At 64.9% G+C, this 11,618-nt stretch carries 13 protein-coding genes; 8 read left to right on the top strand and 5 right to left on the bottom strand.

Annotation, left to right across the window (positions count from 1 at the left end):
• Positions 1-38: 38 nt before the first annotated feature.
• The 3 genes from AWB74_RS18665 to thiD are packed head-to-tail and all read right to left on the bottom strand — an operon-like array spanning position 39 to position 2,168.
• Positions 39-452 carry a hypothetical protein gene (locus AWB74_RS18665; protein WP_061148227.1) on the bottom strand — a complete coding sequence of 138 codons (414 nt, stop codon included), beginning with the start codon at positions 450-452 and terminating at the stop codon, positions 39-41.
• A 19-nt stretch (positions 453-471) separates the two neighbouring features.
• Entirely contained in the window at positions 472-1,251 is a 780-nt protein-coding gene (locus AWB74_RS18660) for a DUF72 domain-containing protein (protein ID WP_061148226.1), read from the bottom strand.
• A gap of 41 nt (positions 1,252-1,292) precedes the next feature.
• Complete coding sequence (thiD, locus tag AWB74_RS18655; RefSeq protein WP_061148225.1) at positions 1,293-2,168, bottom strand: bifunctional hydroxymethylpyrimidine kinase/phosphomethylpyrimidine kinase; 876 nt, start codon at positions 2,166-2,168, stop codon at positions 1,293-1,295.
• A gap of 311 nt (positions 2,169-2,479) precedes the next feature.
• Here thiD and AWB74_RS18650 point away from each other — a divergent pair, with 311 nt between their 5' ends.
• Positions 2,480-2,650, top strand: a complete 171-nt coding sequence (locus AWB74_RS18650; protein WP_025527884.1) for a rubredoxin — start codon at positions 2,480-2,482, stop codon at positions 2,648-2,650.
• A 322-nt stretch (positions 2,651-2,972) separates the two neighbouring features.
• On the top strand, positions 2,973-4,367 hold the full coding sequence (locus tag AWB74_RS18645; protein ID WP_061148224.1) for a hypothetical protein: 1,395 nt from the start codon (positions 2,973-2,975) through the stop codon (positions 4,365-4,367).
• Here AWB74_RS18645 and AWB74_RS18640 read toward each other — a convergent pair.
• Complete coding sequence (locus tag AWB74_RS18640) at positions 4,364-5,860, bottom strand: cryptochrome/photolyase family protein (protein WP_061148223.1); 1,497 nt, start codon at positions 5,858-5,860, stop codon at positions 4,364-4,366. The two genes, AWB74_RS18645 and AWB74_RS18640, sit on opposite strands and share 4 nt — an antisense overlap.
• Positions 5,861-5,890: 30 nt before the next feature.
• Between AWB74_RS18640 and AWB74_RS18635 the strand changes: the two genes are divergently transcribed.
• Genes AWB74_RS18635 through AWB74_RS18610 form a run of 6 tightly spaced genes read left to right on the top strand, consistent with a single transcriptional unit; the run spans position 5,891 to position 10,575 of the window.
• The gene (locus tag AWB74_RS18635) at positions 5,891-6,469 is read left to right on the top strand and encodes a YqgE/AlgH family protein (RefSeq protein ID WP_061148222.1); all 579 of its coding nucleotides are present in this window, start codon (positions 5,891-5,893) and stop codon (positions 6,467-6,469) included.
• Entirely contained in the window at positions 6,466-6,912 is a 447-nt protein-coding gene (gene ruvX, locus AWB74_RS18630) for a Holliday junction resolvase RuvX (RefSeq protein ID WP_061148221.1), read from the top strand. The genes AWB74_RS18635 and ruvX overlap by 4 nt, the downstream gene beginning before the upstream one ends.
• A complete protein-coding gene (pyrR, locus tag AWB74_RS18625) occupies positions 6,899-7,414 on the top strand; it encodes a bifunctional pyr operon transcriptional regulator/uracil phosphoribosyltransferase PyrR (RefSeq protein ID WP_061148220.1) in 516 nt (171 codons plus the stop codon). Before ruvX ends, pyrR begins: the two co-directional genes overlap by 14 nt.
• A 40-nt stretch (positions 7,415-7,454) precedes the next feature.
• A complete protein-coding gene (locus tag AWB74_RS18620) occupies positions 7,455-8,492 on the top strand; it encodes an aspartate carbamoyltransferase catalytic subunit (protein WP_061148219.1) in 1,038 nt (345 codons plus the stop codon).
• Between the two features lie 2 nt (positions 8,493-8,494).
• Positions 8,495-9,772 (top strand): dihydroorotase, encoded by a 1,278-nt coding sequence (locus tag AWB74_RS18615; protein ID WP_061148218.1) that lies wholly within the window; start codon positions 8,495-8,497, stop codon positions 9,770-9,772.
• A gap of 2 nt (positions 9,773-9,774) precedes the next feature.
• Positions 9,775-10,575: a lysophospholipid acyltransferase family protein gene (locus AWB74_RS18610; protein ID WP_061148217.1), complete on the top strand. Its 801-nt coding sequence runs from the start codon at positions 9,775-9,777 to the stop codon at positions 10,573-10,575.
• On the opposite strand, the gene AWB74_RS18605 is transcribed toward AWB74_RS18610, so the two are convergent.
• On the bottom strand, positions 10,544-11,398 hold the full coding sequence (locus tag AWB74_RS18605) for a symmetrical bis(5'-nucleosyl)-tetraphosphatase (RefSeq protein WP_061148216.1): 855 nt from the start codon (positions 11,396-11,398) through the stop codon (positions 10,544-10,546). The genes AWB74_RS18610 and AWB74_RS18605 overlap by 32 nt on opposite strands.
• Between the last annotated feature and the right edge of the window lie 220 nt (positions 11,399-11,618).

The raw sequence follows: 11,618 nt of genomic DNA, 5'->3' as shown, positions 1-11,618 counted from the left end.
GCAGCGATGCGGGTTTTTTTTCGCCTGTCGGAAACGCGTTACTTGTTCATCTCGTCGCGCAGCTTCTGTGCGGCGGCCTTGTAGTCGTAAGTCGGATAAAACTCCGTCCGATAGCCACCCCAAGCGGTCGATTCGATCGCCCGGTTCACTTCGCGCAAACGGTCGGCGGGCACGCGCAGCGTCACCACTTGCCCGATGCCCATCATCACGTACCACGACACCACTTCGATGCCCGGTGGCGGAAACGTCTTGAAGTAGCCTTGTTCCTTCAACTGCTGGTTGATTTGCGGCAGTGTCTTCGATTCGTCGTGCTTGAGGAAGATCGTCAGCAGGAAGGTTCCGTCGCCCACGGGCGTGGCGTTCTGCGCCTGACTCGGCGCCGTGAAACCAAGCAGCGAGGCGAGCAGCGCGGCTGCAAGCAAAGGGGCAATTCGTCCCGCAGACTTGCGCATCGGACAATCCTCCAGAGAATCAGACCTTGTGATGAATCCGCAAGCGCTCCATCAGATGCAGCGCATTGGGCTGCGCGTTGCCTTCCGCCGTGTTGTCGAAGACGCACCAGACCTCGGCTGTCTTCTTCGCGCGCGCGTGCAGCGTATGGGCGAGATCGTCGAGATAGGTGTAGTTGTAGGAAGACTTGTAGAGCTCGGGCGAGCCGTGCAGGCGCACATACACGAGCGACGTGTCCGCACGATGCTTGATCTCGCAATCGTCGGGTATCGGGTCGGCGTCGACGTAGGCGATGCGATGCGCCTTCAGCAGCGCCGCCGTGTGCGTGGTGAACCAACTGTGTTCGCGCGCCTCGAATGCGACCGGCAGCTTCGTGCGCTCGCGCAGCGCCTTGAAAAAGGTTTCGGCGATGGTGTCATCGAACGGCAGGCTCGGCGGTACTTGCACGAGCCAGCAGCCGAGCCTGTCGCCGAGTTGTCCGGCGGAATGGAAAAATTCGTCGAGCAGGGATTCGGTGTCGGCGAGACGCGCATCGTGCGTGATCGCCTTCGGCAGCTTGACGGAGAAACGAAACGAATCGGGCACGCTCTCCGCCCAGTGTGCGTAGGTCTGTTCGCGATGCGGCTTGTAAAAGCTGGTGTTGATCTCGACGCACGTCAGCACGTGCGAATAGCGTTCGAGATGCGTGCCTTCATGCGGGAAGCTGGCCGAGACGGCGCTCGACAGTCCCCAGCCCGCGCAGCCGATGCGGATCGCACCTTGCGGGCCGGGCTTGTGCAGATGGGGCAATCGGTATGGCATGCGCTCGCGTGGCCTCCCTTATTGATTTCGTCGACGCGGATTCAGTGGCGCGCTTCTCCGGGCAGTCCTGTTGGATCGTCGGGCAGCGCGGACGCTTCGCCGTCTTCGTCGGCGTCGTTCGAGCGCGCCCAGAAGAAGCGGTCCGGCAGATACGCGCCCATCCCGGGCCGGAACGCAGCGCGCGCGGCCTGGAACACGTATTCCTGCGCCTCGCGCGCGGCTTCGGCCGGTTCCTGGCCGTTCGCGAGCAGCGCGGCGACCGCCGAGCCGAGCGTATCGGTCAGTCCCATGATGCGTTGCACGCCGCGCTCCCAGGTGTCCTGCCGCACCTGGCCTTCCTCGCTGTAGAGCGTGTTCACGTGCCGGTGCGTACCGGTTTCCATCGCGAGCACGTATTCGCAGCCCTGCGCGAGGATGTGCGAAATCGCGGAATCGAGTGTGGGCGATTCAGCGTCGCTGTCCGGCTGCGCGAGTTGCAATAACGTGGCGTGATCGGCAATCAGCATGGTGGTCTGCGGCACGAGTAGATCGGCGAGCGATTCGCGCAGTTCGTCGGCGGACAGGACGTGTTCGTCGTCGAGCGTGAAATCGGGCGCGAGGATCAGCGGCACGTCGTCGTAGTCGGACACGACTTCGGCGATGGCAGACACGAGCTCCGCGCGCGTCGCCGCGCCAATCTTGAATGCGGCGATCGGCATGTCCTCCAGCAACATGCGCGCCTGAGTCGCGACGGCATCCGGGTCGAGGCCCGTCACTTCGTCGCAGGTCGCGGAGTCGCGCACCGCGTAGCCGGTCAGCACGGTCACGCCGTGGCAGCCCATGCTCGCGAGCGTCAGCAGGTCGGCTTGCAGGCCCGACCCGCCCGTGGGGTCCGAGAGGCCGAAGGTGAGTACGATCGGTGGGGAGTCGCCGGTCATGGCAAAAGCGGACATTATGGTATTGGATTGCTTGATTGGACGATCGGCGTGGAGCGGACTCGTCCGCGCCTCGGGCGCGTGAGCGAAGGCCCGCCCGGTCATGTCTGATTATGCGTCCTAATGCCGCCCGGCTGTTTTCTTTGCGCACTTTTTTCCGGCGCGCTAGCCTTTGCACGGGCCGCCCGCATGACGGCCGTTTCGACCGATGTCTCGCTGCGCGCGCTCCCGGGCGGGCGGCTTGCTAGGCATCGACACGGCAACACGGTACCATCATGTCCTAATTTCAACCGACCAATCGACGCGGCATAAGTATGGAATACAGAAGCTGGATGTGCCTGATCTGCGGCTGGATCTACGACGAGGAGGCGGGATTGCCCGAAGAGGGCATCGCGCCGGGCACGCGCTGGGAGGACGTTCCGATCAACTGGACCTGTCCCGAATGCGGAGCCCGCAAGGAAGATTTCGAGATGGTTCAGATCTGATCTTGTCGTTCTGCTGCGCCGCATGACTCGCGTCATGCGGCGCGCGTTTTTTGCGGACCGCGTTCGGTTACGGCGGCGCGAGGCGCGTGCGGTCCGCGCGGGTTTCGGGTTTTGCAGCGTGACGCAAGTTCGTTGCGGCGTACGAAGGTGCGAAGAGTCTCGGCAGGCGCATTCGATTCCCTGCCGGCTCGTTAGCGCATACGCTTGAAGCAGGCGCGGTGAGCGGCTGACATCCGCCGCCCGTCTACCGATGATGCAATCAAACCGCGAGCGACGGCGACTATCGACGCCGCGCCCGCGAACCGGCTTGTGAGCGCTTGTTATGACTTCTCGTCCCGATCTGCCCGTTCCATTCGAAGCCCTGCCCAATCCGCGTGGCGGATCGGTGCGACTCGCCGAAATGGCGCTCACCGACGCGCTGCACGCTTTCCAGCGTCAGGGCGAAACCGGCGCTGCGCTGAAGCGCGCCATCGCCGCGCTGCACTCGGCGGGCTGGCTGCCCGCGCAGCGCTTCGCCGAGGCACTTGCGCTCGTCGCGCCGCTCGGCGAGGAATCGGAAGGAAGTCATGCGCGCATCGCGGAGGCGCTCGCGGTGTTCCGCGCGGCGGTCGAGCGCCACAATCTGCGCGAGCTGTCTTGCTCGACCGTGCTTTTCGATCACTATCGCGGGCTGCATGCGCTGCTCGCGGCGCACACGCGCGTCGCGCCGGTTTCCTATGATGATCTCGCTCTCGTCGGCCGCGCGATCGCACCGGCGACGCTGCGTGGCTTCGCCCCCGAGCGGCTCGCGCACCTGCGGGCGCACTACGAGGAAACGCTGCTCGAGCTTTTGCGCGGACCGGCCGAAGCATCCGCCGATGCCTTCGCACGCCTCGACGCCTGCCTCGACGAACTGCGCGGCTCCGATCCCTACGATTTCTGGCGGCTCGCGTCGTCCACGGTGCGGGCGTTGCGCGAGCGTGCCGAGCGCAACGGCGCGGAGCTCGACCATATCGCCGATGCAAAGCGCCTTTACGCGCGCTTCAACCTCGTGCTGGCGGATCAGGCGCACGCGCTGTCGTACGCGCCGCGCTCGCTCGTGCGCGCGACGCTCGCGCTGCTGTGGCGCGACTTCGCGCTGTACGGCGCAGCGCCCGAAGACGCCGAACACGTCGACGTGCTGCGCGACTACGGCCTGACCGTCGCGTGGCACGTGGCGGCGACGCAGGCATCGGAAGCGGCATGGGAAGAGGGCGCGGCGCAGGCGGTCGAGGAAGCGTCGCGCGATGCCGCGACGCGCGATCTCGGCGTGCTGCGCGTGAATTCGGCCGCCTACGAGGACTTCCTGCAGAGCGCGGAAACGTCGATCGATGCGCTCGTCGAGCGCGGCGCGCAGGCGAGCGAAACCGGTACGGTGGACGAGGCCGCGGCGCTGTCCGCGGCGGACGCTTCGCATCGGCTGGGCGCGGCGGCCTGCGCGCTCGGGCTCGGGCACGTCGCGCTGCTCGCGGACACGCTCGGCCTCGCGTGGCGGCGCGTCGCCCATCACGGCGAATCGCATGCCGACGGCGCCGAAGGCGCGACGCGCGGACTCGACGCCACGGTGCCCGAGCGCGCCGCGCAAATGCTGCGCTCGATGCTGCATCAGGCGGCTGCGGGCATCGCGCCGTCCGAAGGCCGCAGCTCGATCGTCGCGCTCACCGCGATGATCGAGCGGTCGATGCCGATCACGCGTTAATCGTCGTCGCGATCGTTCGGCGCGGCCTGTCTCGCGCCCGGCTTGCGCACGACGTCATAGCGCGCGAGCGTGCGTTGTCGTGCCGCGGCGTGATCGACGACCGGTTGCGGATAATCCGCGCCGAGCGACACCTTCGCCGCTTTGAGCGCGTCGGGTTTCGCGAGCCACGGCGCGTGGATGTCCCGATCGGACAAACCGGCGATCTCCGGCACGTAATGCCGGATGAACTTGCCCGCAGCGTCGAACTTTTTCGACTGCGTAATCGGATTGAAGATGCGGAAGTACGGCTGGGCGTCGCAACCGCTCGATGCGGCCCATTGCCAGCCGCCGTTGTTGTTCGAGAGTTCGAAATCGTTCAGCAGCGCCTCGAAATAAGCTTCGCCGCGCCGCCAGTCGATGCCGAGATCCTTCGTCAGAAAACTCGCCACCACCATGCGCAGGCGATTGTGCATATATCCCGACGCGTTGATCTGCCGCATCGCCGCATCGACGATCGGATAGCCGGTTTGCCCCGCACACCATGCAGCGAAGTTCGCGTCGGCGGCGTCGCCGGTTTCCCAGCCGATGCGATCGTATTCCGGCTTGAACGCGCGATGATCGCCGGTCACGCCGACGTGCGGAAAATGGTGCAGCACGGAGAAATAGAACTCACGCCAAATTAGTTCGCCGAGCCACGTTTCGGCGCCTTTGTCGCCGTGGCGCTGCGCATCGTGCGCGGTGCGGGCGAGCGCGCGGATCGACACCGTGCCGTGCCGCAGATGCACGCCGAGATAGCTCGGGCCCTTCAGCGCGGGGAAGTCGCGCGTGCGGCCGTAGTCGGACATTCGGTCGCGGAAGTCGTCGAAGAGCGCATAGGCGCCGCTCGTGCCTGCGGGAAATGCGGGTGCGCGCGCATCGGCGAAACCGAGCGCGGCCAGGGACGGAAACGCATGCCCTACGCCAGAAGGCGGCCTCGCCAGCGCGTTCAGATGATCCTCCGACGCATACGGCATCAGCGCATCCGGCGTGAGCGTCTGGAGCCACTTGCGCTTGTACGGCGTGAAGACGGTGTAGGGCTTGCCGGCGCCTGTCATCACATCGTCATGATCGAAGACGGCCTGATCCCTGAACGTGAAGAACGCGATGTCCTGACTCGCGAGCCTGGCCGCGACGGCTTCGTCGCGCGCCTTCGCGTCCGGCTCGTAATCGCGGTTGGCGAAGACGGCATTCACGCCGCAGTTGCGCGCGAGCGTCGGAATGTCATGAACGGGATGTCCATGCAGCACGATCAGCCCGCCGCCCGCCTCGCGCAGCGTGCCATCCAGCTCGACGGCGCTCGCATGGATGAACGGCACGCGACGATCGTTTTTGTCGAGCGGCGCGAGAATATCGCGGTCGAAAACGAAGGCGCACAGCACGCGGCGGCACCGTGTAAGCGCATGATAGAGTGCAGCATTGTCTGCCGCGCGCAGATCCCGCCGAAACCAGACCAGACCCACATCAAAGTCGGCCATCTCGCAGCGCCTTTGTTAAAATTCTGAATTATGTCCAAGACTTCCGATCGCATCAATTTGACGAATCAGTTCCTGATCGCCATGCCGTCCATGGTCGATCCGACGTTTTCAGGAACGGTGGTCTATCTTTGCGATCACACCGAGAAAGGTGCGCTCGGCCTCGTCATTAATAGGCCGACCGACATCGATCTCCAGTCGCTTTTCAATCGCATCGATCTCAAGCTCGAGATCGAGCCGCTCGTCCATTTGCCCGTGTATTTCGGCGGTCCCGTGCAAACGGAGCGCGGCTTCGTGCTGCACGAAACGGGCGAGGGCGAGCCCTATAGCTCGTCGATGAGCGTGCCCGGCGGCCTCGCCATGACCACGTCGAAAGACGTGCTCGAAGCGGTCGCGAGCGGCAAGGGCCCCGAGCGCTTCCTGCTCACGCTGGGTCATGCCGGCTGGGGCGCGGGCCAGCTCGAAGAAGAAATCTCGAAAAATGGCTGGCTTACCGTGGAAGCCGATCCGCGCATCATCTTCGACGTGCCCGCCGAAGACCGGCTCGAAGCGGCGCTCGCGCTGCTCGGCGTGTCGCGCTCGATGTTGTCCGGCGAAGCAGGGCACGCATGAGCCGCGAAGCCACGCTGCTGGCATTCGATTACGGCGAGAAGCGCATTGGTGTTGCCGTCGGCAATACGCTCACGAAGAACGCGCGTGCGCTCGCCACGTTGCAAAATCTCAACCGCGAACATCGCTTCGTCGAAGTGGGCAAGCTGCTCGACGAATGGAAACCCGACGCTGTAGTCGTCGGCATGCCGATGCATCCCGATGGCACGCCGCATGAAATGAGCGCGCTTGCCAAGCGCTTCGGCAATCAGCTGAACGGCCGTTTCAACGTGCCCGTGCAATGGGTGGACGAGCGCTATTCGTCCGTCGACGCCAAGGCCGATCTGCGCGAGCGCGGCGTGCGCGTCAATGCGCGCGGCCGTTTCGACGAGATCGACGCCGAAGCCGCCCGCATCATCCTTCAACAATATCTCGACGGACTTGCCGACGATCATGAGTTCCATTGACGCCGAGGCGCTGTATCGCGCGCTCGTCGACCAGATTCGCTTAGCGTATGGATCGTCGTTCGCAGAGAACGACGGGCCCGTGCTCGCGGGCATCTACAGCGGCGGCGTGTGGCTTGCCGAGCGGCTCGCCAAAGACCTGAACGCGCCGAGCTTCGGCGTGGTGAACGTGGCGCTGCATCGCGACGACTACGCGAAGAAGGGCCTGCACAGCCAGGCGCGCCCGACCGATTTGCCGTTCGATGTGAACGGCCGTCGCATCGTGCTCATCGACGACGTGCTGTCCACGGGCCGCACCGTGCGCGCCGCGATCAACGAGCTGTACGACTACGGCCGTCCGGCGTCGATCGATCTCGCGGTGCTCGCCGATCGCGGCGGGCGCGAAATGCCGATCGGCGCGCGCTTCACCGGCGGCACGGTCGATGTGCCCGCGAGCGCCAATCTCGTGCTCGCGCGCCGCGACGACAACACGTTCACTTTCACGACCGAGCCGCGCGCAAACTGACGCGCGCTTCGCGTTTCTTCAAGAAACACCGGGATTCATCATGAACATCGCCACCCAGGGCGCAGCCGAATCGGGCGCGCCTTCATCGGAAAAGAGCGCCGACAAGTTCCGGTACGGCTTCCTCAAGGGCAATCCGCAGCTCACGAAGAACGGCGAGCTGAAGCACCTGCTCACCATCGAAGGTCTGCCGCGCTCGATCGTCACGCACATTCTCGATACCGCCGAACAGTTCGTGAGCGTCACCGATCGCGAGGTGAAGAAGGTGCCGCTCCTGCGCGGCAAATCGGTATTCAATCTCTTCTTCGAGAACTCGACGCGCACGCGCACCACGTTCGAGATCGCGGCGAAGCGTCTTTCGGCGGACGTGCTGAATCTGAACATCAACGCATCGTCGACGAGCAAGGGCGAATCGCTGCTCGACACGATCAACAATCTCTCCGCGATGCACGCCGACATGTTCGTCGTGCGTCACGCATCGAGCGGCGCGCCGTATCTGATCGCCGAGCATTGCGCGCCGCACGTGCACGTGATCAATGCGGGCGATGGCCGTCACGCGCACCCGACGCAGGGCCTGCTCGACATGTACACGATCCGCCATTACAAGCGCGATTTCACGAAGCTGCGTGTGGCGATCGTCGGCGACATTCTGCATTCGCGCGTCGCGCGCTCGGACATTCATGCGCTCACCACGCTCGGCGTGCCCGAAGTGCGCGCGATCGGTCCGCGCACGCTCTTGCCGGGCAATCTCGACCAGATAGGCGTGCACGTCTATCACAACCTCGATGAAGGGCTGAAGGGCGTCGACGTGATCATCATGCTGCGCCTGCAGAACGAGCGCATGAGCGGCGCGCTGCTGCCTTCCGCGCAGGAGTATTTCAAGAGCTGGGGACTGACGCCCGAGCGTCTCGCGCTCGCCGCGCCCGACGCCATCGTGATGCACCCCGGCCCGATGAACCGCGGCGTCGAAATCGACTCGCAAGTGGCGGACGGCCCGCAGTCGGTCATTCTCAATCAGGTGACTTTCGGCATCGCCGTGCGCATGGCGGTGATGGGCATCGTGGCTGGGAATAGCGACTAAACATGAAGATTCAAATCCAAAACGGCACGCTCATCGATCCGGCAGCGGGAACCGAGGAACGCAAGGACGTGTTCATCGCGGCGGGCAGGATCGTCGGCCTGGGCGAGGCGCCCGCGGATTTCAACGCGGCCAAGATCATCGATGCGAGCGGGCTTTACATCGCGCCGGGCTTCGTCGATCTGTCCGCGCGCCTGCGCGAGCCGGGCTTCGAGCACAAGGCGACGCTCGAATCCGAAATGGCCGCCGCGATGGCGGGCGGCGTGACGAGCCTCGTGTGCCCGCCCGACACCGATCCGACGCTCGACGAGCCCGGTCTCGTTGAAATGCTCAAGTTTCGCGCGCAGAAGCTGCATCTGGCGCACGTGTATCCGCTCGGCGCGCTCACGATGGGCCTCAAAGGCGAAGCCATCACCGAGATGGTCGAGCTGACCGAAGCGGGCTGCGTCGGCTTCTCGCAGGCCGATAACCCGATCGTCGATACGCGCACGCTGCAACGCGCGCTGCAATACGCGACCACTTACGGCTACACCGTGTGGCTGCGCCCGCAGGACGCGTACATGTCGAAGGACGGCGTGGCGGCGAGCGGCGCGGTGGCGTCGCGGCTCGGGCTGTCGGGCGTGCCGGTGGCGGCGGAGACCATCGCGCTGCATACCATCTTCGAACTGATGCGCGTGACGGGCGCGCGCGTGCATCTGTCGCATCTGTCGTCGGCGGCGGGCGTCGAGCTCGTGCGCGCGGCGAAGGCCGAAGGGCTCGCCGTGACCTGCGACGTGACGATCAATCACGTGCATCTGACCGACATCGACATCGGCTATTTCGATTCGCAGTTCCGTCTCGATCCGCCGCTGCGTCAGCAACGCGACCGCGACGCGATCCGCGCGGGCCTGGCCGACGGCACCATCGACGCGATCTGCTCCGATCACACACCGCTCGACGACGATGAGAAGCTCCTGCCCTTCGCCGAAGCGACGCCGGGCGCGACTGGCCTCGAACTGCTGCTGTCGCTGACGGTGAAGTGGGCGCGTGAAGCGAACGTGCCGCTCGTGAAGGCGCTGGCGCGCATAACGTCCGCGCCCGCCGATGTACTGAAGTTGCCCGCGGGACGCATCACGACGGGCGCAGTCGCCGATCTCTGCGTGTTCGATGCATCGGGCGACTGGCGCGTCGATCCGCAGAAGCTCAAGAGCCAGGGCCGCAATACGCCGTTCCTCGGCTATGAGCTGCCGGCGCGCGTGCGCGCGACGCTCGTCGGCGGACACGTCGCTTACGAGAGCCGTTGATCATGACGCTCGTGTTGCGCAAACTGCGGCTCACCGTTCACCTGCTGCGCGGCATGTGGATCGTCGCGACACGTTTTCCACGCGCGTCGGCGAGCGAGCGCATGACGTTGAATCGCGCATGGTCGCTCGAGATGTTGCGGCTCTCGGGCATGAGGCTTGTCGTCCATAACGATGAAGCGCGGCTCGATAGCGGCGTGCTCGTCGTCGGCAATCATATTTCGTGGATCGACATCTACGTGATCAACGCGTGGCGTCCGACGCCGTTCGTGTCGAAGGCGGAGATCCGCAAATGGCCGATCGTCGGCTGGCTCGCGCAACAATTGGGCACGGTGTTCGTCCAGCGCGAGAAACGCAGCGACGCGAAGCGCATCATGCACGAGCTGGCGGAGCGCCTGCACGCCGGCGAGCTGATGTGCGTGTTTCCCGAAGGCACGACGACCGATGGCCAGTCGCTGCTGCCGTTTCACGCGAACATGTTTCAGGCGGCGGTGTCGGCATCGTGTCCGGTGCAGCCGGTCTGCCTGATGTACGAGGATGCGCAGGGCAGGCAGTCGACCGCGCCCGCGTATATCGGCGACATGACGCTCGACGAATCGCTCAGCGCGCTCTTGCGCGCGGCGCCGCTCACCGCGCATCTTTACGTCTGCGATCCGCTTGCCCCGGGCGCGGACCGGCGCGTGCTCGCGAGCGAGGCGCAGGCCGCGGTCGATGCGGCGTTGCAGCGCATGCGCGGTGCGCCGGCCGTGGTCGAAACGATGACGGAGATGCCGCTCACTTCTTCATCGAGCAACTCACCTGCGTGATCACGCGTTGTGCGGGATCGGCGGCCATGCGCACCGCCGATAGCTTATTGCCCCACACACAGCCCGAGTCGAGACAGAGCACGTCGTCGCGAATCATCAGGCCGAGCGCGGCCCAATGGCCGAACACGATCGTGACGTCCTGCGTGCGGCGGTCCGGCACGTCGAACCACGGCATGTAGCCGGGCGGCGCGGCGTCGGGGCCGCCGTTGTTGGCGAATTCCATCGCGCCTTCGGACGTGCAGAAGCGGATGCGCGTCAGCGCGTTGTAGATCACGCGCAGCCGATCCATGCCCGTCAATGTGTCTTCCCATCGATGCGGCTCGTTGCCGTAGAGCGACGCGAGCGTTTCCTTCCAGTTCGGCGCGCGCAATGCCTGCTCCAGCTCGTGGGCGAGTTCCATCGCCATCGTCGCGTCCCATTGCGGCACCACGCCCGCGTGGACCATCAGCACATTGTTCTCGAAATGCGCGACCGGCTTGTGCCGCACCCATTCGATCAGATCGGCGGCATCGGGCGCGTCGAGGATTTCATCGAGCGTGTCGCCTTTCTTCGGCTTGCGCAGACCCGCCGCGACTGAGAGTAGGTTCAGATCGTGATTGCCCAGCACGACGGTCGCGCGCGAGCCGAGCGCGATCACCTCGCGCAGGGTCTGCAATGACTTGGGACCGCGATTGATCAGATCGCCCGCGAACCACAGCGGCGTGCCGGGTTCGAGTGCGGCTTTCTTCAGAAGCCGCTGGAACGGGTCGCAGCAGCCCTGGAGATCGCCGAAAGCGAGCGGGGCGAGGGAGAGGTCGATGCTGGAGGTGAGGGCGTCGGTCATCGAAAATAGCGTGTCCTGCGCGAGGCGCGAGTCGGCTCGGTAATCGAATTATGAAGCAGACTAGGAATACTGTCTGTTCGTACGAAATATCATATAGAGGCAGGCGGTGGCACCCTTGCGATCATCAGTGCCGGCTGTATCAAGTTGTTAGCCGTGTAGTTTTTGCACGGCGTAGCTTTATAATGAGCGGTTGACCAAATTGCGGTGCGAGCGGGCTCGA

This window comes from Caballeronia arvi, from assembly GCF_001544695.2.
GTDB lineage: Bacteria > Pseudomonadota > Gammaproteobacteria > Burkholderiales > Burkholderiaceae > Caballeronia > Caballeronia arvi.
This window is presented reverse-complemented; position numbering and strand designations above follow the sequence as displayed.